The sequence below is a fragment of the Pantoea sp. F_5 genome, assembly GCF_008631595.1.
In the GTDB taxonomy this organism is placed as follows: Bacteria; Pseudomonadota; Gammaproteobacteria; order Enterobacterales; family Enterobacteriaceae; genus Pantoea; species Pantoea gossypiicola.
The window spans coordinates 151,567-172,492 of sequence record NZ_VWUO01000001.1 but is presented as its reverse complement, the minus strand read 5'-3'; the positions used below and the strand labels follow the sequence as shown (position 1 = coordinate 172,492).

The following is a 20,926-nucleotide window of genomic DNA, read 5'->3' as shown; positions in this document are numbered from 1 at the left end:
ATAAAAATGCGCAAGATTTTGCAAACCCGGCGCAATCCGCTGCAAGATCCGCGCGCATTACCACTGCAGACTCGGCGTTTTGTGGTGGAGAACCTGGCAATGAACCTCTTTTTGTATCTCTCTGTCGTACTCATCTGGGGCACAACCTGGATTGCGATCTATGCGCAACAGTCTGCTGGCATGGGGGCCGTGACTGTTGCAGTGTTCTGGCGATTTTTACTGGCTTCACTGGTCATGTTACTGCTGCTTAAGCTGATAAAACGGCTGCACAGGCTGACGCTGCGCGATCATCTCTTCTGCATGCTTCAGGGCTGCTGCGTCTTTGGCTTCAACTTTGTCTGTTTCTATTACGCCTCAGGCTATATCAGCAGCGGACTGGAGTCGGTTATTTTCTCTATGGCGGTCATGTATAACGCCATTAACAGCTGGATATTTTTCCGTCAACGCCCTTCCCCTCGTCTGATTCCGGCGATCGTGCTGGGCATGGCAGGCATCGTTGCGCTGTTCTGGCACGATCTGCGCAGCACGCAGGCCTCTGCCGGGCTGATGTGGGGCATTGGTTTGAGTGCGCTGGGCACGCTGGGATTTTCATTCGGCAATATGATCAGTCAGCGGCATCAGCGTCTGCAACGCGACGTGCTGACAACGAACAGTTACGGCATGTTATACGGTGCGCTGATAATGGGATTGGTCTCACTGCTACAGGGTGTATCACTACAGCCAACATGGAATGTCCAGTGGATTAGCGCATTAACCTATCTGGCTATCGTCGGATCAGTAATGGGTTTCGGGGCCTACTTTACGCTGGTGGGACGTATCGGAGCCAGTCGGGCTGCCTACACAACGGTTCTGTTTCCGCTGGTTGCGCTGGCACTCTCGACCCGTTTTGAGGGTTATGAGTGGCATGTCAGCGCCATCCCTGGCCTTGTCATGATTCTACTGGGCAATATTGTGATGTTTGCCCGCTGGCCGACAAGCCGTCGCCAGGTAATCATCTGACGCGGAGGCGGGCTCAGGCCCGCGTCCGGATGAGCATTAAGCCCACTGCTGCTGAAGGAGTTTCTGTGGTTGATTAATCGCTTTACGCGCAATCCAGTAGAGCAGAACACGCTCATCGTCACTATCACGATCGGCCATCGACAAAAGCTTCAATGCCAGCGTCGATTTGGTCACAGGCTGTTGTTCTGTACTGAGTTCAATCACCGCCTGACCGATGATGCAGCAAACTTCGTCCTCACTGGTGGTGGATTCATATGTCCGGTCTTTCATATTTCCTCCTGATAAGTGAACTATCAGCCTGGCAAAAGATCCCCAAGCCTGCTCACATAACCGGCTCGCTGAAACATTCTATTACGGGTGGTTACGCTTATTTATTAAGCTGCCGCTTTGGTTACTTTTAACGCAATGTTGCATTATCGCTGCACACTTGCGTTGTGTCATTCATACCGCCTGAATGGCATTTCATTCCCTGATACGTTCCGTTCATACCTTTGCTGCTCACGCGCGCGAATCACTGCTTTATTCTGACCGCAGTTTCCAGATTCCCGGACGGGAGAGATAAATTATGAACCAGACTCAACAGGCTTTTTACCAGCGTTCCCGCTGGCTTACATTGTTCGGAACGGTAATCACTCAGTTTGCGCTGGGGTCAGTTTATACATGGAGTTTGTTCAACGGTCAGCTATCACAGAAGCTGGATGCACCGATCAGTCAGGTCGCATTTTCCTTTGGCCTGCTGAGCTTAGGGCTGGCTATCGCCTCTTCACTGGCTGGAAAATTACAGGAACGTTTTGGCGTACGCCGCGTCACTATCGGCGCGGGTGTACTGATGGCGCTGGGCTTCTGGCTCACCGCACACGCGAATAACCTGATGATGCTCTACTTCAGTGCCGGGCTGCTGGTCGGTCTGGCCGATGGTGCCGGTTACCTGATGACGCTGTCAAACTGCGTGAAATGGTTCCCGGAGCGTAAAGGGATGATCTCTGCCTGTGCGATTGGCGCTTACGGCCTTGGCAGTCTGGGATTCAAGTTTATCTGCGGAGTACTGCTGGCTACGGTCGGTCTGGAGCAGACCTTTATGATCTGGGGCGTGCTTGCCATGTCGATGATTATTACTGGTGCGCTGCTGATGCGTGAAGCGCCACTGCAGCAGACCCGGACCATCACCCCAGGTCAGCAACATGCGCGGGATTACACGCTGGCACAGTCAGTGCGTCTGCCGCAGTACTGGATGCTGGCGCTGATGTTCCTGACCGCCTGTATGAGTGGACTCTATGTAATAGGGGTTGCCAAAGATATCGGCGAAGGTCTGGTGCATCTCTCCACACAGACTGCTGCCAGCGCAGTTACGGTGATAGCGATTGCTAATCTGAGTGGTCGTCTGGTGCTGGGCGTGCTTTCTGACAAAATGCTGCGTATCCGGGTCATTTCGCTGGCGCAAATTGTGTCACTGATCGGGATGAGCGTGCTGCTGTTCACCCGAATGAATGAGATGACCTTCTTCCTGTCACTCGCCTGTGTGGCCTTTAGCTTTGGCGGGACCATCACGGTGTTCCCATCACTGGTCAGTGACTTTTTCGGCCTCAACAACCTGACAAAAAACTATGGCTTGCTCTATCTGGGCTTTGGTATCGGAAGCGTGCTGGGCTCGCTGGTCGCCTCGCTGTTTGGTGGTTTCACCGTTACCTTCAGCCTGATTATGACGCTGCTGGTCATCTCCCTGTTCCTGTCGCTCACCATCCGACTGCCGCAGAGTTCCGTAACAGCAGAACCGGTGTTACAACGCCACTAACTTTACGGGCAACGTTAACGGGCCGCCATTGCGCGGCCCGTTAACCTTTAGCCGCGGAATCGCGGCTCTGCTATTCCCGCCACCGCGACGTCCACGGCAAAGATATCGCCTGACTGCGGATAGCGTGCCAGTTCCTCTTCAGTGCGATCTTCCCGTGAACTGGTGATAAACAGGGTTTTAAGATCGGCACCGCCAAAGGCCACCATGGTTGGCCACTTCACCGGCAGCAGGATCTCATCAACGATTTCGCTGCTCTGCGGATCGATACGCACCACGCGTCCGCCATCAAACTGTGCAGACCAGTAGAAACCTTCGCTATCCACCGCGGCACCATCCGGTAATCCCCCTTTCGCGTCAAAACGACGGAACAGCGTGCGTTCACCCGGTTCGCCCTGCTCGTTTAACGGATAGCGATAGAGCGACTCATTCGGTGTATCGCTGTGATACATCCATTGCCGGTCCGGAGAAAATGCCAGCCCGTTGGAAATTTTAATGTCCTGCGCCTTCACTTCCAGTTTCAGGTCAGGCGTTACGCGGCACAGCAGCCCGCCGTTTTTGTCCTGCGGTTCCCACAGGCTGCCGCACCAGAAGTTACCCCATGGATCCACACGGCCATCATTAAAGCGACTTTGTGCCGCCACACCGGGATTCTCTGCAATCTTTTTCTCTGGTTTACCCTGCGCATCCAGCAGCCAGACACCATTGCGCAATGCGGCTATCAGCCCGCCCTGTTCACGCAGACCGATGCATCCTACCTCTTCCGCCTGCGGGAAGGTCTGCAATTCACTGCTGACCGGATCAAAACGGTGAATGGCCGGAGCCAGAATATCGACGCAATAGAGTACCTGTTCTTCTACTGACCAGAGCGGGCATTCCCCCAGTTCAGCCTGTAACGCCAGAATATTTTTTACGTTATGCGCCATGTTTCTCTCCCATTAAAATGACATGCTAATAATGTAGTGGTAAAAACTTTCAAATGAGAATTATTTTCTCTTGATTTTAAGACTATTCTCTTTGATAGTATTTAATATTCAGCTCATTCCGATTTTCTTATTTACCGCCGCGGAAAAATAGATCACTCTGAAATATTCCGTCATATCTTCTTAAATAACTCTACAAAGCCTGCATCTTCACTCCACTTTTCCAGCGTAGTGTCGTAGTCATTGGAAAAGAGGAGAGGCTTCCGATGAAAAGATCAATTAAAGTCGCTTCGGTGATTGTGCTGATGACATTATTAAGCGGTTGTATCATCAGCCCCAGACACGACAATGGCTGGCACCGCGGGGGTGGCGGCGGATATCATGGAGGCTACTATGGAGGTTATCACGGTGGGTATCACGGCGGTCACCATCGCCACTAACGGGCAAAGATGTCACACAGCATAAAATAAAAGCATTAAACTTTAAGGGCGGGATAATTATCCCGCCCGTTTTATTCAGCTTTTCAGCGCATAATTACACTGAAACCAGACTTTCTTCAGCCCCGGAATATGACTTTCCTGGGCAGGCAGCGCCTCAACTTTATCAAATCCTTTATTGCTGCAGTAATTCGCCAGATCGATATCCATCGCATCACGATTAACCTTTACCGGGTCATAACGGTATTGCACGGTATTCGAGCTGGGATCTTCATCAACGCGTTCAAATGCCCCGGGTTTGCTGGCAGTACATCCACTCAGCAGAATCAGCGCCAGTGCGCCGGTAATTAATTTTTTCATTTAGTTATCCTCACGTTGCCACGCAGTGTATGACGCAGCATGCCGCGCATCCATAGGATTAATGCGCGAAAAATCAAAACTTGATAAGATTTTACCGATTAATGTAATACGATTAAACGGCTATCACTATCATTCTAAACGTGACAGGATGTAATCAGACCAAACGAAGACTGCACCACACCAGGAAATGTCAAAAATAAGAAATCTGTTCCTCTCTCTTCCCTGCCCGCGCTTAGCGGGCTTTTTTTCGCCCGCTGTACGCTGATTTACTGGCCTGTCATAGCAACCATTCTACGTAACAGATTAGCGGCGCGCTTGTCAGGTAATGCCAGAATGGCACTGTAGAGATCAATCGACATGGCACACAGCGAAGAGCGATCCACCGCCGTGTCGGCAGGCATATTCAGCTGCTGCAGCTTGTCGCCCCACTTCAGATAAAGCCGACCGACAATCTTTTGCAGATCATCCTGCGCCTGGATCTTTTTAAGGGGCTGTTCGGGTGGCGAGCTATTGAGCAGCAACAGCTCCATGGCATCAGCCTCTTTCTGATTCAGCGACGCTGAGAGTGTGGTCTGCAAATTGATGCCACCACTCACCTGCGGATAGAGATAACGGAAGCAGAGGCCCGGATCGATTTGGTTCAGTGCCCGCATCTCTTCAACCGAGACGCTGATATAGTTAACGACCGCCGCATCTGTTCCGCGCATCAGTCGCTGATTAATCACCTCAATCAGCCAGCCACGCAGTTCACCCGTCGCCCTGTCAGGCTGCTCGCCCGCACGGATCCGCCTGGTGAGTTCCTGAGTCAGTAACAGCCATAATGCCGGTTCCTGCGTCTGCAATACCCGATAGCCAGGCATCTTTGCCAGTTGATTCACCGCCTGCTCATGCTGAGCAGTCTGCTGCTGATGCGGCGCGACCCAGCTGAACCAGAGCAGATTTGCCACTATCAGTGGCAGCAGAAAGAGGATCAGCCCCTGCCACAAACGCAGCCGGGTGGTTCTGATGAGCACAATGACAATCAGCGCCAGCAGCGCAAACGCGGCCAGCGTAATAAAAAGCAGAGAATTCATGCTGCGGGATTAATCCTTACGCACATCGATCAGCACAGGACAGTGAGCACGCTCAATAACTGATGCGCTGACCGAGCCTTTTAACAGCCGATTAAAAGAAGAGAGATGGCGACGTCCCATGATAATCATGCTGGCTTTAAGCTGTTGCGACTGGGCAACGATGGTGTCTGCTGCGTCACCCGCCAGAATCATGCCACGCGCATTAATGCCCGCGCGCAATAACGGTGCCAGCGCATGGCGCACCACCATTTCTGCTGTATTCTGCTCATCCTGCGCCGCCACAAAATCGGCGGGATCTTCACCAGCATCGATTTCCATTGGCTGATTGCAGGAGGAGTAAGCAGGATCAACACAGCACAGCACCACCACATCGGCGCGATGCGCCAGCGCTTCTTCAATGGTTAAGGCAACCACTTTCTCCGCGACCGGAGAGTGATCAATAGCCATCAGCAGGGTTTTCATCAGATGCTTATCCTTCTATCGCGGCGACTTTGCCGATTTCACGCACCAGCGCCTCTTTGCACTTCAGCATCTCGTCACGAAAACGGGCTTCGTGACGCAGAAAACGTGCAGAGGGCACCAGCAAAGAGACAGAAAAGCGACCAAACAGCGTATCCAGTGCAAACGCCATGGTAGAGATACCTTCCAGCGTTTCACCGCGATCCACAGCGATACCGGTTTCGCGCACTTCCCTGATAAGTTGCAGTAACTGCGGCAGTGTTTTCACCGTCATATCGGTTAACTCCTGCCAGGCGTCACCGACGATCGTCCGCACATCTTTTTCACACTCCAGCGCCAGCAGTGCCCGTCCACCGGAGGTGCTGTAGAGCGGCAGATTGAGTCCCATATGCGGAACGACCCGCAGCTCCCGCGACGCGACCACGTGGTGAATAATTGCCAGCTGGCTGCCGCTGGCGCGCGCCAGCGAGACGGTTTCATTGGTGTCGGAAGAGAGTTTTTCCAGCAGCGGACTGACCAGGTCGACCACATCGGTGTGGACGCTGGAGATCAGTTTTAACAGTGCCGGCCCCAGCCGCAATCCGCCTGCCCCGCTGCTGCGCACCAGCTCGGCGCTGTCGAGCGCGGCAACGATACGCTGCACCGTTGAACGGGGCAGTTCTACTGCCTGAGCAATCTCGCCGAGGCTCATGCCGCCCGGCTGTTCGCCCAGCGCATTAAGAATTTTTGCCGCACGGGCGATGACCTGAATACCGCCCGTTTTTTCATCCTCACGGCTGGAGGGTTGATGTGCCATAGCGTCGTCCTGTTTGAGCTGCCTTACTGTAGCGCGAATGCCGCACTTTTTACAGCCTGTACCACATTGCAATACAGCATACCGGGATGTAATATTACGCCCTGTATCACATCGCAGTACACTGCATCATAATAACGAGATCGCCTGCAATGAACGCTAAGCCTGCCACCGCGCCGGCCCCTCATCCTTTTACACTGCGACTGGCGCTTGGCCTGGTCGGCGTACTCATTGCTGCCCTGACCTCCGGGCTGAACGATCGCGTCAGTGATATCGCACTGGCCGATATCCGGGCTGCCATTGGCATCGGTTACGATCAGGGTAGCTGGATCATTTCTGGTTATCAGGCCGCCGAAGTCGCCGCCATGATGATCGCGCCCTGGTTTGCCGTCACGCTGTCGCTGCGGCGTTTCACCCTTGGCGTATCGGCAGGATTTATGCTGACCGGTATTCTGCTGCCGCTGGTGCCTGACCCAACGCTGTTTATCAGCCTGCGCGTGCTGCAGGGCCTGTTTGGTGGCGCACTGCCGCCGATGCTGATGACCGTCGCCCTGCGCTTTCTGCCGCCGCCCTTTAAGCTGTTTGGCCTGGCGGGCTATGCCCTGACCGCGACATTTGGCCCCAATATGGCGGCCTCACTGGCGTCGTTATGGACCGATCATGTCAGCTGGATGATGGTGTTCTGGCAGGTCGTGCCATTAATGCTCATTGCCATGGTGCTGATTAGCTGGGGGATACCGCAGGACCCGCTGCGTCCGGAACGCTTTCAGCAGATCGATCTGTCTGGCATGGTGACCGGCTGCAGCGCGGTTGCGCTGCTGGTTCTGGTGCTGACTCAGGGTGAGCGTCTCGACTGGCTGAACTCGCCATTGATCGCCGGTATGCTGCTGACGGCGCTGCCGCTGCTGCTGGTTTTCCTGATTAATGAGTGGTTTCACCCGCTGCCCCTGTTTAAATTGCAGATGCTGCGGCGGCCCAATCTGGCGCACGGCTTGCTGGGACTGGCCTGCGTGCTCATCCTTGGTCTGTCTGGCTCCGCTCTGCCTTCGGCCTATTTTGCGCAGGTCAGCGGTTTTCGCACCCTGGAGTTTGCCCCGCTGGCGCTGGCGGTCGGCCTGCCGCAACTGCTGATCGCACCGCTAATTGCGGCACTGCTGAATATTCGCTGGATTGACTGCCGCTGGATGCTGACGGCGGGCGTCGGCCTGCTGGTAACGTCCTGTCTGCTGGGCTCGCAAATTACCAGTGACTGGGCGCGCCAGAATTTCTGGCTGCTGCAGATTCTGCAGGCGTTCGGCCAACCGATGATAATTCTGCCGATACTGATGAGCGCCACCAGCGTGGTGGCTCCCCCTGAAGGCCCGTTTGCCTCGGCGATGTTTAATACAGTACGCGGCTTCTCCAGCATCGCCGCCTCCACGCTGGTTGAGGTGTTCCTCTCCCATCGTGAGCAGTTTCACTCCAGTGTTCTGATTGATCAGGCCGCCAGTCGCAGCTGGCTGATGACCGCGCCGACGGCCGATCAGGCCAGCGGCAGTTTGCCATTGTTGCCGGATGGCAGCATCAGCGCCAGCGATAATCTCAGCGGATTCGCCACGCTGGTCCGGCATCAGGCCACGGTGCTGAGCCTGAGCGACAGCTGGCTGATGCTCACCGGTTTTGCCGCCTGCCTGTTACTGCTTACCGCCATCCTGCCAAAACGGGTCTGGCCGCCTCAAACTTTGCTTCAAAACCCCTCCCGGAATAACTGAATATGCGTGCTTTCGAAATGAAAAGAACTCTGGTGCTCACACTGCTGCTGCTGGTGTTACTGGCCATCGCTTTTGGAGTCTGGTCAATGATGAGCGGCAACGATCACCGCACCAACGACGCCTACGTCAATGCGGATTACACTCTGGTGGCACCAAAAGTCTCCGGCTACATCAGCAATGTGCAGGTGCAGGATAATCAGCAGGTCAAAGCCGGTCAGCTGCTGGCAACACTGGACGACCGTGACTATCGTGTGGCGCTGGAGAGTGCCGAGGCTGACCTGCAGGTGAGTCAGGCGAAACTGCTGAGCAGCCAGGCCCAGCTTGAACAGCAGCAGTCGGTGATTGATCAGCAGAAAGCCAGCGTTGCGGCCAGCCAGGCGTCCGCGCAGTATGCCGGTCAGAGTGCCGATCGCTACAACCGACTCTATAAAAGCGGTACCGTAGCCGCCGACGATCAGCAGAAAGCCAGCTCGAACCAACGTTCAGCCCTGGCAGCCGTGCATCAGAGTCAGGCTGCGTTAGTGTCGGCAGTGAAACAGGTCGGCGTATTACAGGCTGCGGTGCGTTCAGCGGAAGCGGATGTCGCAGCGGCTAAAGCCAGCGTCGATCAGGCCAGACTGAACCTCTCCTACACGCGTATTACGGCACCTGTTGACGGGATGGTGGGTCAGCGCTCGGTGCGGACTGGCGCTTACGTGTCAGCCGGAACCCGTCTGCTGGCGGTGGTACCCCTGCAGCAAACCTACATTACCGCTAACTACCTTGAAACGCAGTTAAGCGATGTACGTCCGGGTCAGCGGGTTCAGATTCGTATCGATGCCCTGCCAGGCAAGACCTTCACCGGTCACGTGGATAGCATCGCGCCGGCCACCGGCGCAACTTTTTCCGCGATCGCCCCCGATAACGCCACCGGCAACTACACTAAAGTCGTTCAACGTCTGCCGGTTAAAATTGTGCTGGATAGTGACCAACAGCATCTGGCTCAGTTACGTGTCGGCATGTCGGCGATCCCGGAAATTCAGGTGCCGTAAAATTGTGAGCAATATCTCAGAACGGACCTATTTCATTTAGGCGGGATTACGCGTAAATTAGCGCCTGATCCTGTTCTGAGTTATTCAGATCGACCCGGAAATGAGCAGACCATTATTGAAATGGCGATCTCTTTTCTACAGCTGTTCGCGTTGCACTGGTTTGGGATCGCCATCATCGTAACCGCTCAGAGGAGTTGCTTTGTGAAATATGCCTTGATGGGAATATCTTTTTTCGCATTACTTTGGTTCGGAACCTTTGTTCTGCTGCTGAAGTAATGGCGTGACAGTGCCGCCACGGGGCGACCATTGCGTCGCCCCTGCTGGCTGTCAGTGCTCTTCTTCCGTTTTCATGCTGCCAGGCAAAACGCCATCGGCACGAAACATCGCTTTAATTCCCCGTACCGCCTGACGAATGCGATCGCTGTTTTCAATCAGTGCAAAACGCACGTGCGTATCACCATAGTCGCCAAACCCGATACCGGGCGAAACACAGACTTTCGCCTCCTGCAGCATATGTTTGGCAAACTCCAGGGAGCCCTGATGCGCATAGTGGTCCGGAATTTTTGCCCAGACATACATCGAGGCTTTCGGGTTATCGACCATCCAGCCCGCTTCATGCAATCCCTTGACCAGCACATCACGACGCCGTTTGTACTGCTCTGCGATGTCGCGAACACACTGTTGGTCCCCTTCCAGCGCCGCAATCGCCGCCACCTGCAGCGGCGTAAAGGTGCCGTAGTCATGGTAACTTTTAATGCGTGCCAGCGCGGCGACCAGCTCTTTGTTGCCCACCATAAAACCGATGCGCCAGCCCGCCATGTTGTAGCTTTTTGACAGGGTGAAAAACTCGACGGCAACGTCACGTGCACCCGGCACCTGCATAATGGACGGCGCTTTCCAGCCATCGTAGACGATGTCGGCATAAGCCAGATCGTGGATCACCAGCACGTTATATTGTTTTGCCAGCGCAATCACCCGCTCGAAAAAGTCGAGCTCCACACACTGTGAGGTGGGGTTTGACGGGAAGCCAAGGATCATCATTTTTGGCTTGGGATAGCTCTCACGAATGGCGCGTTCCAGCTCATTGAAGAAGTCGACACCTGCCACCAGCGGCACCGAGCGCACCTGCGCTCCGGCAATCACTGCACCGTAAATATGAATCGGATAGCTGGGATTGGGCACCAGCACGGTATCCCCATGATCCAGCGTCGCCAGCATCAGATGCGCCAGTCCCTCTTTGGAACCGATGGTAACAATCGCCTCAGATTCAGGATCGATCTCCACCTGATATCGCTCGGCGTACCAGCGCGAGATCGCCCGCCGCAGGCGCGGAATGCCGCGTGAGGTGGAATAACCGTGGGTGTCGTCGCGCTGCGCTACCTGGCATAACTTTTCGACGATGTGCGGCGGGGTCGGGCCATCAGGGTTGCCCATTGAAAAGTCGATGATATCTTCGCCGCGCCGGCGCGCAGCCATCTTCAGTTCAGCGGTGATGTTGAAAACGTAAGGGGGTAAACGTTCAATACGTGAGAAACGACGGGGTGTGCTGTTATCAGCCATGATGTCCTCTGGATTACGTAAGCGCCCGGACCGTCCGAGCGACGCGGGTCACTGCGGTGACCCGTTACGAACATAACGCGGTGAAGATCATTTTGTCGAGGGGGCAGAAAATATTTTTATTTTTGCGGATTCAGTCGTCCCAGCAGCCAATCGTTCACCCAGCAGCCGTTCAGCAGATAATTATCCCGTAGCGTGCCCTCCAGCTGGAAGCCGTTTTTCTCCAGAATCCGGCGTGACGCCCAGTTACCTTCAACCACCATTGCCTTGAGTTTGTGGAAATCGGCTTCAAGCAGAAACTGACACAGCGCCGCCAGTGCCTCACTGCCATAGCCCTGGCCGCAGTGGCGATGAAGCAGCATATAGCCTACTTCAGCCTGACGATGTGGCTCCCATTCGGGGCTGCAGCCAAACAGGCCAATCGGCTCACCGCTGTCGCGGCGTCGTGCCACCAGGCAGAGCATATGAAAACTGCCCGGCTGCCAGGGTGCCAGACGCGTGTTGAAGCGCTGACGGATATCCGCTTCATCGGGGATTTCGCTCACCCACGTCATGGTGTCGCGATCTTCATGGACGGCACGAAACAGTTGCCAGTCTTCTGGCTGTAATTTATTCAGGGTTAATCTGGCGGTGACAAGTTGCATCTGCTGCTCCCGATGGGCGTGGTTTTCCAGCAGTCGCTGGCGCGCGTCATCGCGCAACATAGCAAAACGGCATCACAGCGACCAGCGCTGACAGGATGAAAAACCGTTCCCCTTTATTGCACTCAACCTTTCCCCTTTTTATGCACAGGCCTTAAAAATTGATCTGAAACACGAAGTCCCGGCGTGATTGTGCGGGGCGCTAGCGGTTCGCGATCACATTTTTTATCATAGAGACACTTTCCCTTGCCGACGAGCCGCCTGTGTCCTCCCACTTCACGATGTTACTGGCAGTATTTGACCGCGCCGCCCTGATGTTGATCTGCCTGTTCTTCCTGACGCGCACCCGCCCTTTTCGTCAGCTGCTGCAAAAAGATGAACACACGCGCGCAGAAAAAATAGCGGTAACCGCCATCTTTTCCCTGTTTGCGCTGTTCAGTACCTGGTCTGGGGTCAATGTCGACGGTTCGCTGCTGAATGTGCGGGTGATTGCCGTGATGGCAGGCGGCATTCTGTTTGGTCCCTGGGTCGGCATCGCCACCGGGATGATTGCGGGCCTGCACCGTTTTCTGATCGATATTCACGGCGTAACCTCCGTACCCTGCCTGATCACCAGCATCATTGCCGGTGTCGTCTCGGGCGGCATTAATCGCCGGGTGCTGAAAGAGCATCGCTGGCGCGCCGGTATCGTCGGCGGCATGCTGTGTGAAGCCCTGACGATGTTGCTGATCGTGCTGTGGGCGCGCCCAACCTCACTCGGGCTGGCGATTGTGTCAGAGATTGCCCTGCCGATGATCCTCGGTGCCTCCAGTATCGGTATCATTGTGTTGCTGGTGCAGAGCGTCGAAGGAGAGAAAGAGGCGATTGCCGCCCGTCAGGCCAAACTGGCACTGGAGATCGCCAACAAAACCCTGCCGCTGTTTCGTCAGGTGAACAGCGACTCGCTGCGCAACATCTGTGACATTATCCGACGGGAGATCAAAGCCGATGCGGTGGCGATGACCGATAAAAAGCAGATACTGGCCTACGTCGGCTATGGCGAACACAACTATCAACATGGGGATGATGGCATCAGTCCCACCACGGCGCAGTCGATTGCCAGTGGCAAAATTATTATTAAAAACAACGATGAAGCGCACCGCACTAAAGATATCCATTCGATGATCGTCATTCCTCTATGGGAAAAAGGCAAAGTCACCGGCACGCTGAAAATCTACTATCGCCGTGCGCACCGTATTACCGGCTCGCTGAAAGAGATGGCCATCGGCCTGTCACAAATCATCTCTACCCAGCTTGAAGTGTCACGTGCCGAGCAGCTACGTGAGATGGCCAATAAAGCGGAACTACGGGCGCTGCAAAGTAAAATAAATCCCCATTTCCTGTTCAACGCCCTTAATGCCATCTCCTCTTCTATCCGTCTCAATCCCGATACCGCCCGCCAGCTGGTGATTAACCTGTCACGCTACCTGCGCTACAACCTGGAGCTGAATGATGATGAGCTGATTGATATTCGTAAGGAGCTGTGGCAGGTCAAAGATTACATCGCCATTGAGCAGGCGCGGTTTGGCGACAAGCTGACGATGATCTATGACGTCGACGAAGATCTTCATTTTCTGCTGCCCAGTCTGCTGATCCAGCCGCTGGTGGAGAATGCGATTGTCCACGGTATCCAGCCCTGTAAAGGTAAAGGCGTGGTGACACTGAGCGTCCGGGATCGGGGCGATAGCGTGCGCATCTCGGTGCGGGACACCGGCCAGGGCATCAGTGACGAAGTCGTGGCAAGAGTGGCGCGCAATGAGATGCCCGGAAATAAAATCGGCCTGCTCAATGTGCATCATCGGGTAAAACTTCTTTCAGGTCAGGGACTGAACATCGTACGGCACCAGCCGGGAACCGAGATTTCCTTTACGCTGAGTAAGAATGGCCAGCGCCTGGCGGAGAATCTGTTATGAAAGCCATTATTGTGGAAGATGAATTCCTGGCGCAGCAGGAGCTGAGCTGGATGATTCAGCATCACAGCAAAATCGAGATTGAAGCCTGCTTCGACGATGGCCTCGATGTGCTGAAGTATTTGCAACAGCATCGGGTTGATGTGATTTTTCTCGACATCAACATTCCTTCGCTGGATGGCATGCTGCTGGCACAGAATATCCATCAGTTTGCGCATAAGCCGCTGATTGTCTTTATCACCGCGTGGAAAGAGCACGCGGTGGAGGCGTTTGAGCTGGAGGCGTTTGACTACATTCTCAAGCCTTATCAGGAGTCGCGGATTGTCACCATGCTGAACAAGCTGGAAGCCACTGCACAGGCGCAGCAGGCGGTCAGCCATCTCAGCGCCACGCCAGCGCCGCAGACAGTCAACCTGATCAAAGATGAGCGCATTATCGTCACGGACGTGAACGACATTTACTACGTAGAGGCCCATGAAAAGCTGACGTTTGTGTACACGCGGCGCGAGTCTTATGTGATGTCGATGAATATTACCGAATTCTGTTCACGTCTGCCGGAACAGCAGTTCTTCCGCTGCCACCGCTCTTACTGCGTCAGCCTTAGCAAGATCCGAGAAATTGAGCCGTGGTTTAACAACACCTATCTGCTGAAGCTGCGCGATCTGGAGTTTCAGGTGCCGGTGAGCCGCAGCAAGGTGAAGCAGTTTCGGCAGCTGATGCGCCTGTAGCGCTGGAGTGGTGAATATTTCAGGAGAACGTGTGGTGAAGCAGAGGATGATTTCCCGAACCTGCCCTGCTGAAGCAGGCAGGCCAGGAAAATCGAACGCGCGCAAAGTGGCCGTGCGCGCGAGGTGTCACTGAATCAGATAATGCGACCCAGCGTCTGACGCAGATGCGCGCCCGCGCCCAGAAGCCCAGGCTGATCGTGCGTGATCATATAGACAGGGATGCTGGCAACATAGTCGCGGAAGCGGCCTTTATCTTCGAAAGCGGCACGGAAACCTGACGCCTTAAAGAACTCCAGGAAACGTGGCACGATGCCACCCGCAATATAGACGCCACCAAAGGTGCCGAGGTTCAATGCCAGATTGCCACCGAAACGGCCCATGATGACGCAGAACATCGACAGCGCCCGACGGCAGTCGATGCAGCTGTCATCCAGCGCACGCTGGCTGACATCTTTAGGCTTCAGGTTTTCCGGCACACGATTATCGACTTTAACGATCGCACGATAGAGGTTAACCAGACCGGCACCCGACAGGATACGTTCTGCTGAAACATGGCCCAGCTCTTCACGCAGCACTTCCAGAATCTGATCTTCTTCTTCGCTGTTGGCGGCAAAATCGACATGACCGCCCTCGCCAGGCAGGCTGACCCAGCGTTTGTCCACGTGCACCAGATGGCTGACGCCTAATCCGGTTCCGGCACCATAAATCGCGATAGGTTTGTCTTTAACCGGGGCTGTGCCGCCAAACTGAATCACGTTGTCGGCGGTCAGCATCGGAATCGCCATGGATACCGCAGTAAAGTCGTTAATGATTTCCAGGTGTTCAAAACCGATGTTCTCTTTGAGCTTGCGCGTCGAAAACGCCCAGTCATGGTTGGTCATTTCAACCCAGTCATCGGTAATCGGGCAGGCGATAGCGATACAGCCATCTTTAACATCCTGCTGTTGTTCATCAAGATAGTGGCGGATGACGGCTTCGAGGCTGTCGTATTCTGATGTTGAGAATGTTTTGGCCTGGGTGATGCTGCCGCTTTCCACCTCACACAGGGCGAGGCGTGCGTTAGTACCGCCGACATCGCCGACCAAGGCATAGGTTGTCATTCTTCTGTTGCTCCGCTTGGGGTCTTAAGAGTTGGAGGACACTATAAATTTCTGCCCATAAAACAACAACGCTCACCGGTGCGATTGGTGAGCGTCTTACTCAGGTGCGCTACAGCCTAACCGCGATAGTCCACCCTGCACAGCGGCAACTATCTGAATCTTAGCCGCCGTTGCGTTGATTCAGGCAGGCGGTGACTTTTCGTAGCAGTGGCGGCAAATCCTCTTTCTGCATGACCACCTCAACCAGCGACAGCCATTGAGGCGCGGAAAGTCGCGCCATCACCTCGTCTAACTGCACCGTTTCACTGATGCGCCAGTTCTGCGCCTGGCCCTGCAGACTCAGTGCGTGCGGTAAAGCTGTCCAGTTCCACTGAGCAATATCATTATAACGCTGTGTTGCGCCATGAATGGCCCGTTCGACGGTATAGCCTTCATTATTCAGCAAAAAGAGTGTCAGTCGCTGCTCATCCCGCAGCATTGAACCCAGTTCCTGAATCGTCAGCTGCGCCGAACCGTCGCCGATAATCAGGATAACCCGGCGATCAGGATCAGCGGTCTGCGCGCCAAACGCTGCCGGAAGAGTATAGCCGATTGATCCCCATAATGGCTGAACCACCAGCTGTGCCTGCGAGGGCAGTCGCAACGCAGCGGCACCAAAAGCGGCTGTCCCCTGCTCCGCCAGAATCAGGTCGCCGGGTTGCAGAAATTTCTGCATCGCCTGCCAGAAAGCCTGCTGACTGATCATGGCGGCCGGTTCCGCCGGCTGCACGGCAGACGGTGCTATGGCGGGCTGCCACTGCTGGCCGTAGTGTTCAAACAGTGGTTGCAGCTCGCTAAGCGCATCCGCCATCGACAACGGTGCAAAATGTTCCCTGCCCACGCTGGCACTGAAGGGTTGCAGATCGATCAGTCGCTCAGGCGCAAACTGTTGCGTGAAGCCTGCAGTAATGGTGTCGGTGAAACGCACCCCGACGCAGATGGCCACATCCACCTGCTCAATCTGCCCGCACACCTGACCGGCGCTGGCTTCACCGGCATAAGTCCCCACATACCCCGGCTGCTGCTCATCCAGTACGCCTTTGCCCATCAGCAGGCTGGCGCAGGGAATCGCACTCTGTTCACGCAGCGCGGCCAGAGCGGACTGCTGCTGCCAGCGCAGTGCGAGAAAATCGGCCAGCAGTGAAACGCGCTCTGCCGGTGCCAGCAACCGTTCCGCCGCCTCGCGGAAAGCGCGGCGCGCATCGGGCGAAGAGGATTGATGAGGGTTCAGGGGCTGAACAGGTGGCTGCACCTCGATGGCTGCCACGTCAACGGCCAGCGACAGATAGCCGGGACGACGGGCCCGTAATGCGTGCTCTATTACCCTGTCAATCTCAGCAGTGGCATTATCGGCCGTAAGCTGGGCCGTTGCCGCACTAACTTCGGCGGCCATGCGTATGAAATGCCGGAAATCGCCATCGCCCAGAGAATGGTGGACACAGTCACCCTGTAATTGTGCTGAAGTCGCTGGCGCGCCAACGATATGGATCACCGGCAGATACTCAGCATAACTGCCTGCAATGCCGTTAATCGCGCTGAGTTCGCCAACACCAAAGGTGGTTAACAGCGCCCCAGCCCCCTTACAGCGTGCATAGCCGTCCGCCGCATAGGCGGCATTAAGCTCATTGGCACAGCCCACCCAGCTGATTTCCGGATGGTCGATAACGCAGTCAAGAAACTGCAGGTTATAGTCGCCCGGCACGCCAAACAGATGCTTAATACCTATCTCCTGCAGACGGGTCAGCAGGTAGTCTCCAACAGTGAATGTGCACATTGCGCAATCCTTTCAGGGAAGAGTTGGGTTAAGTATCTGACAGCCGATGAAATTAGCGAGGAGTGCCACGCTTTTCGCCAGCCACAATGGCTGGAAAGGCGGCGTTACGCTGGCAGAATATTCTGTAAAAACGCGAACTGCTGCGCGCTGTCACTGAGTGTAACCGTATACACTGATAGACTTTTGGCACATATCCCCGTTTTTACTCAGGAGCGCTGAATGTCCTCTTTCCCCCGTCCCGAACGCTATCAACAGATGGAATACCGTCGCAGCGGCCGCAGCGGCATTAAACTGCCCGCCATTTCGCTGGGACTGTGGCACAACTTTGGTGACAGTACCCGGGTCGATAACAGCCGTGAGCTGCTGCGCCATGCGTTTGACCTCGGCATCACCCACTTCGACTTAGCGAATAACTACGGTCCGCCGCCGGGCTCAGCAGAAGAGAATTTTGGTCGTATTCTGCGGGAAGATTTTCGCGCCCATCGTGATGAGCTGATTATCTCTACCAAAGCGGGCTATACCATGTGGCAGGGACCGTATGGCGACTGGGGTTCGCGTAAGTATCTGGTCGCCAGCCTGGATCAGAGCCTGAAGCGCATGGGACTGGAGTATGTGGATATTTTTTATCATCACCGCCCCGATCCGGAAACGCCGCTGGAAGAGACCATGCGTGCGCTGGATCATGTGGTGCGCCAGGGCAAAGCGCTTTACGCTGCCCTGTCTAACTATCCGGCCGATCTTGCTGCCAAGGCGATCGCTATCCTGCGCGATCTCGGCACCCCTTGTCTGATCCACCAGCCGCGCTATTCGATGTTTGAACGTACGCCTGAACAGGGATTGATTCAGACGCTGGGTGATGCGGGTGTCGGCTGTATCGCCTTCTCGCCGCTGGCAGGCGGCGTGCTCACCGATCGCTACCTGCAGGGCATCCCGGAAGATTCGCGTGCGGCAAGCGGCAGCAAGTTCCTGAGTGAAAGCCAACTGACCGAAGAGAAGATGGAGAGGGTCCGCAGGCTGAATGTGATTGCGCAGCAACGTGAACAGAAGCTGGCGCAGATGGCGCTGGCGTGGGTGTTGCGCGACGATCGCGTCACCTCGGTGCTGATTGGTGCCAGTAAAACGGCTCAGATTGATGACGCGGTGGCAATGCTCGCCCGACGTCAGTTCAGCGACGCGGAGTTAACGGCGATTGACACGGCCCTGCTGTAATTTTTCCCCGCCCGGCGCAGGCCGGGTGTTTTCTCACCAGAATAGTCTCAATCCCCTTTCTCTCCCCAATTTCCTCACAATCTTCCGACACAATGATGCGGTAACGACAGCATTACGCAGGCATAATCACTGCGCCGCAACAGCATCAGACTGTTGATGAGGAGAATATAATGAAAAGAGCACTTATTTTTGCTGCCCTGCTGGCGGTGTTGTCGCCGCTGGCAAACCACACAGCTGAGGCCTCCAGTGCCTCTATTACTCTGGCCCCCGGCGTTACGCTGAATCTGGGCGATCGCGACAATCGTGGTTATTACTGGGATGGCGGTCGCTGGCGTGAACCACGCTGGTGGAAAGATCGTTATACCTATAACGAACGCCGCTGGTGGCGACACGAAGAGTGGCGTCGTCAGAAGCAATGGGAGCGTGAACGCCGCTGGCATGAGCGCGACCGTGAGCGCCGCTGGGAACATCAGCATCGCCGCGATCGTGACTGGGATCGTCATGACCGTGGTGGTCCTGGCCCGCGTGGTTTTGGCCCTCATGGACCCGGTGGACCCGGCCCGCATGGCCACGATCGTCACTAATAAAAACGCCCGACAGGATGAATCTGACCGCAACGGATAAACTCAACGCGCAGGTACTGTCTTAAAGCGATGCAGGCCAGACCGCCTGAACAAAAAACGCCCGGCTATGCCGGGCGTTTTTTCCCCCGCCCCTTATAGCCCCAGCGCTTCGCCCACCAGCAGATAAAGATTCAGCGCAATGACCAGCAGCACGATCAGTCGTCCGGTGTTCTGCATCAGGCGCGAGTTCACCATATCTTCGCCCATCAGCTCGCGGTTGCCGGTAAAGGAGAGCAGCGGAATCAGCGCCAGCGCGATACCGAAGCTCAGCAGCACCTGACTCATCACCAGAACACGTGTCGGATCCCATCCTGCCCAGATAACAATAAAGGAAGGCAGCATGGTGACAGTTCGCCTCACCCAGAGCGGAATATGGAAACGGATAAAGCCCTGCATGACTACCTGTCCCGCCAGCGTGCCGACCACCGTTGAGGAGAGGCCAGCAGCCACCAGGCTCAGACCAAATACTGTTGCCGCCGCCTGACCTAACAACGGTTGCAGCGTCAGATAGGCCTGGTCAAGCTCAGCGATTTTGCTGTGGCCGCTGAAGTGGAAGGCCGCTGCCGCGGTCGCCATCATCGCCAGATTAACAAATCCGGCGATGGTCATCGCAATCGCAACGTCCAGCTTGGTTGAAGAGTAACGCTGGCTTTTGCTGTCCTCGCTTTTGCCCTGCGTCAGTGCGGAGTGCAGATAGATTACGTGCGGCATAATGGTCGCACCCAGCACACCGGCTGCCAGGAAGACGGCATCCGACGTCGGTAGCGCGGGCAGCGCCATGCCGACTACCAGCTCTTTGACGTTGGGCTGAGAAAAGAAGAGTTCGACGATATAGGCCGCCGCCACAAACAGCAGCAGTCCGCCAATCACCCTCTCCAGCGGTTTCTGACCGCGGCTCTGTAACATCAATATCAGGAACGTGGCGATGCCGGTCAGCACCGCGCCCTGCATCATCGAGATGCCGAGCAAGAGTTTGAAGCCCAGCGCCGCGCCGATAAACTCCGCGAGGTCGGTGGCCATCGCAATAATTTCTGCCTGCACCCAGTAAAACCAGACGGCCGGACGTGGAAAGCGATCGCGGATGTGTTCAGCGAGATTTTTGCCGGTGGCGATACCCAGCTTGGCGGACATCAGCTGGATAAGCATGGCCATGATGTTGGCCCATACCACTACCCACAGCAATTTGTAGCCGTAAGCAGCGCCCGCCTGAATGTTGGTCGCAAAGTTGCCCGGATCGATATAGCCGATAGCGGCAATAAAGGCGGGGCCCAGCAGTGCGAGTTTGACTTTTCTGACTCCGCGAGCGGCGCGCTCGGCGGTACGACTTTCAAACATATCCGGTACCCTGTCTGAACATTTGCCTGCCCCGGCAGCTTAGGGGTTAGCATGTGCAAGTGAAATTCGTTTATTGTAATCGGTGTAATAGATGCTGCTATAAAGTATAGCCATTGCTATACATTACAGTAAAGGAGGTGATTGCTAAAAATGTGAGCAATAGTGTCACTCTACGCCTCGTGTAAAATATAGACAATAAATATGTGGTTATCTGGAGTGAATGATTTGTAAACAGGACGTGATCTCTGGAACTTTTCTGGAAAATATAGCGATAGTGAATACTTATATTGTGGTTCAGATCTCGTTTTTAAGTAACGCGTTACATAGAATACGCAACAAAATACAACCCTCCTCAA

General features: G+C 55.2%; 20 protein-coding genes. 9 read left to right on the top strand and 11 right to left on the bottom strand.

Annotated features, from left to right (window positions below; all coding sequences use genetic code 11):
- Positions 1-99 precede the first annotated feature (99 nt).
- Positions 100-999 carry a DMT family transporter gene (locus F3I44_RS00810; protein WP_150012661.1) on the top strand — a complete coding sequence of 300 codons (900 nt, stop codon included), beginning with the start codon at positions 100-102 and terminating at the stop codon, positions 997-999.
- Positions 1,000-1,035: 36 nt separating this feature from the next.
- Here the strand turns inward: F3I44_RS00810 and F3I44_RS00805 are convergent, their stop codons facing one another.
- Positions 1,036-1,269 carry a hypothetical protein gene (locus F3I44_RS00805; protein WP_033733431.1) on the bottom strand — a complete coding sequence of 78 codons (234 nt, stop codon included), beginning with the start codon at positions 1,267-1,269 and terminating at the stop codon, positions 1,036-1,038.
- A gap of 295 nt (positions 1,270-1,564) precedes the next feature.
- Here F3I44_RS00805 and F3I44_RS00800 point away from each other — a divergent pair, with 295 nt between their 5' ends.
- On the top strand, positions 1,565-2,791 hold the full coding sequence (locus F3I44_RS00800; RefSeq protein ID WP_150019164.1) for an MFS transporter: 1,227 nt from the start codon (positions 1,565-1,567) through the stop codon (positions 2,789-2,791).
- Between the two features lie 47 nt (positions 2,792-2,838).
- On the opposite strand, the gene F3I44_RS00795 is transcribed toward F3I44_RS00800, so the two are convergent.
- The 5 genes from F3I44_RS00795 to F3I44_RS00775 all read right to left on the bottom strand — a co-directional run bounded on the left by F3I44_RS00795 (position 2,839) and on the right by F3I44_RS00775 (position 6,836).
- Positions 2,839-3,714 carry an SMP-30/gluconolactonase/LRE family protein gene (locus F3I44_RS00795; protein ID WP_150019163.1) on the bottom strand — a complete coding sequence of 292 codons (876 nt, stop codon included), beginning with the start codon at positions 3,712-3,714 and terminating at the stop codon, positions 2,839-2,841.
- 512 nt (positions 3,715-4,226) lie between these two features.
- Complete coding sequence (locus F3I44_RS00790; protein ID WP_150012457.1) at positions 4,227-4,508, bottom strand: lipoprotein; 282 nt, start codon at positions 4,506-4,508, stop codon at positions 4,227-4,229.
- Positions 4,509-4,774: 266 nt separating this feature from the next.
- Positions 4,775-5,581 (bottom strand): hypothetical protein, encoded by an 807-nt coding sequence (locus F3I44_RS00785; protein ID WP_150012459.1) that lies wholly within the window; start codon positions 5,579-5,581, stop codon positions 4,775-4,777.
- Positions 5,582-5,590: 9 nt separating this feature from the next.
- Positions 5,591-6,043: a universal stress protein gene (locus tag F3I44_RS00780; protein ID WP_013358635.1), complete on the bottom strand. Its 453-nt coding sequence runs from the start codon at positions 6,041-6,043 to the stop codon at positions 5,591-5,593.
- A gap of 7 nt (positions 6,044-6,050) precedes the next feature.
- Positions 6,051-6,836 (bottom strand): IclR family transcriptional regulator, encoded by a 786-nt coding sequence (locus F3I44_RS00775; RefSeq protein ID WP_010257875.1) that lies wholly within the window; start codon positions 6,834-6,836, stop codon positions 6,051-6,053.
- 149 nt (positions 6,837-6,985) lie between these two features.
- On the opposite strand from F3I44_RS00775, the gene F3I44_RS00770 reads away from it, so the two are divergent.
- From F3I44_RS00770 to ypdK, 3 genes are all read left to right on the top strand, one after another.
- Positions 6,986-8,584 (top strand): MFS transporter, encoded by a 1,599-nt coding sequence (locus F3I44_RS00770; RefSeq protein WP_150012461.1) that lies wholly within the window; start codon positions 6,986-6,988, stop codon positions 8,582-8,584.
- A gap of 2 nt (positions 8,585-8,586) precedes the next feature.
- On the top strand, positions 8,587-9,615 hold the full coding sequence (locus F3I44_RS00765) for an HlyD family secretion protein (protein WP_150012463.1): 1,029 nt from the start codon (positions 8,587-8,589) through the stop codon (positions 9,613-9,615).
- Between the two features lie 201 nt (positions 9,616-9,816).
- Positions 9,817-9,891 (top strand): membrane protein YpdK, encoded by a 75-nt coding sequence (gene ypdK, locus F3I44_RS00760; RefSeq protein WP_099257831.1) that lies wholly within the window; start codon positions 9,817-9,819, stop codon positions 9,889-9,891.
- Between the two features lie 51 nt (positions 9,892-9,942).
- Here ypdK and alaC read toward each other — a convergent pair whose 3' ends face one another.
- Both alaC and F3I44_RS00750 read right to left on the bottom strand, forming a co-directional pair.
- Positions 9,943-11,175, bottom strand: coding sequence for an alanine transaminase (gene alaC, locus F3I44_RS00755; protein WP_150012465.1), 1,233 nt, complete (start codon positions 11,173-11,175; stop codon positions 9,943-9,945).
- 116 nt (positions 11,176-11,291) lie between these two features.
- A complete protein-coding gene (locus F3I44_RS00750; RefSeq protein ID WP_150012663.1) occupies positions 11,292-11,816 on the bottom strand; it encodes a GNAT family N-acetyltransferase in 525 nt (174 codons plus the stop codon).
- Between the two features lie 278 nt (positions 11,817-12,094).
- On the opposite strand from F3I44_RS00750, the gene F3I44_RS00745 reads away from it, so the two are divergent.
- Positions 12,095-13,765, top strand: a complete 1,671-nt coding sequence (locus F3I44_RS00745; protein ID WP_150012665.1) for a sensor histidine kinase — start codon at positions 12,095-12,097, stop codon at positions 13,763-13,765.
- Entirely contained in the window at positions 13,762-14,490 is a 729-nt protein-coding gene (locus tag F3I44_RS00740; RefSeq protein WP_003848909.1) for a LytTR family DNA-binding domain-containing protein, read from the top strand. Before F3I44_RS00745 ends, F3I44_RS00740 begins: the two co-directional genes overlap by 4 nt.
- Before the next feature lie 134 nt (positions 14,491-14,624).
- On the opposite strand, the gene glk is transcribed toward F3I44_RS00740, so the two are convergent.
- On the bottom strand, positions 14,625-15,590 hold the full coding sequence (gene glk / locus F3I44_RS00735; protein ID WP_013358641.1) for a glucokinase: 966 nt from the start codon (positions 15,588-15,590) through the stop codon (positions 14,625-14,627).
- Between the two features lie 160 nt (positions 15,591-15,750).
- Positions 15,751-17,403 carry an indolepyruvate decarboxylase gene (ipdC, locus tag F3I44_RS00730; protein ID WP_150012467.1) on the bottom strand — a complete coding sequence of 551 codons (1,653 nt, stop codon included), beginning with the start codon at positions 17,401-17,403 and terminating at the stop codon, positions 15,751-15,753.
- A gap of 219 nt (positions 17,404-17,622) precedes the next feature.
- Between ipdC and mgrA the strand changes: the two genes are divergently transcribed.
- Together mgrA and F3I44_RS00720 are read left to right on the top strand one after the other, a co-directional pair.
- Positions 17,623-18,612: an L-glyceraldehyde 3-phosphate reductase gene (gene mgrA, locus F3I44_RS00725; RefSeq protein WP_150012469.1), complete on the top strand. Its 990-nt coding sequence runs from the start codon at positions 17,623-17,625 to the stop codon at positions 18,610-18,612.
- Positions 18,613-18,782: 170 nt separating this feature from the next.
- Positions 18,783-19,196: a DUF2502 domain-containing protein gene (locus F3I44_RS00720; RefSeq protein WP_150012471.1), complete on the top strand. Its 414-nt coding sequence runs from the start codon at positions 18,783-18,785 to the stop codon at positions 19,194-19,196.
- 132 nt (positions 19,197-19,328) lie between these two features.
- Here F3I44_RS00720 and F3I44_RS00715 read toward each other — a convergent pair whose 3' ends face one another.
- Entirely contained in the window at positions 19,329-20,570 is a 1,242-nt protein-coding gene (locus F3I44_RS00715) for an Nramp family divalent metal transporter (RefSeq protein WP_150012473.1), read from the bottom strand.
- Positions 20,571-20,926: the final 356 nt, after the last annotated feature.

Coding starts and splice junctions, on each gene's coding strand:
- F3I44_RS00810 (WP_150012661.1), top strand. CDS start 100: ATGAACCTCTTTTTGTATCTCTCTGTCGTACTCATCTGGGGCACAACC.
- F3I44_RS00805 (WP_033733431.1), bottom strand. CDS start 1,269: ATGAAAGACCGGACATATGAATCCACCACCAGTGAGGACGAAGTTTGC.
- F3I44_RS00800 (WP_150019164.1), top strand. CDS start 1,565: ATGAACCAGACTCAACAGGCTTTTTACCAGCGTTCCCGCTGGCTTACA.
- F3I44_RS00795 (WP_150019163.1), bottom strand. CDS start 3,714: ATGGCGCATAACGTAAAAAATATTCTGGCGTTACAGGCTGAACTGGGG.
- F3I44_RS00790 (WP_150012457.1), bottom strand. CDS start 4,508: ATGAAAAAATTAATTACCGGCGCACTGGCGCTGATTCTGCTGAGTGGA.
- F3I44_RS00785 (WP_150012459.1), bottom strand. CDS start 5,581: ATGAATTCTCTGCTTTTTATTACGCTGGCCGCGTTTGCGCTGCTGGCG.
- F3I44_RS00780 (WP_013358635.1), bottom strand. CDS start 6,043: ATGAAAACCCTGCTGATGGCTATTGATCACTCTCCGGTCGCGGAGAAA.
- F3I44_RS00775 (WP_010257875.1), bottom strand. CDS start 6,836: ATGGCACATCAACCCTCCAGCCGTGAGGATGAAAAAACGGGCGGTATT.
- F3I44_RS00770 (WP_150012461.1), top strand. CDS start 6,986: ATGAACGCTAAGCCTGCCACCGCGCCGGCCCCTCATCCTTTTACACTG.
- F3I44_RS00765 (WP_150012463.1), top strand. CDS start 8,587: ATGCGTGCTTTCGAAATGAAAAGAACTCTGGTGCTCACACTGCTGCTG.
- alaC (WP_150012465.1), bottom strand. CDS start 11,175: ATGGCTGATAACAGCACACCCCGTCGTTTCTCACGTATTGAACGTTTA.
- F3I44_RS00750 (WP_150012663.1), bottom strand. CDS start 11,816: ATGCAACTTGTCACCGCCAGATTAACCCTGAATAAATTACAGCCAGAA.
- F3I44_RS00745 (WP_150012665.1), top strand. CDS start 12,095: ATGTTACTGGCAGTATTTGACCGCGCCGCCCTGATGTTGATCTGCCTG.
- F3I44_RS00740 (WP_003848909.1), top strand. CDS start 13,762: ATGAAAGCCATTATTGTGGAAGATGAATTCCTGGCGCAGCAGGAGCTG.
- glk (WP_013358641.1), bottom strand. CDS start 15,590: ATGACAACCTATGCCTTGGTCGGCGATGTCGGCGGTACTAACGCACGC.
- ipdC (WP_150012467.1), bottom strand. CDS start 17,403: ATGTGCACATTCACTGTTGGAGACTACCTGCTGACCCGTCTGCAGGAG.
- mgrA (WP_150012469.1), top strand. CDS start 17,623: ATGTCCTCTTTCCCCCGTCCCGAACGCTATCAACAGATGGAATACCGT.
- F3I44_RS00720 (WP_150012471.1), top strand. CDS start 18,783: ATGAAAAGAGCACTTATTTTTGCTGCCCTGCTGGCGGTGTTGTCGCCG.
- F3I44_RS00715 (WP_150012473.1), bottom strand. CDS start 20,570: ATGTTTGAAAGTCGTACCGCCGAGCGCGCCGCTCGCGGAGTCAGAAAA.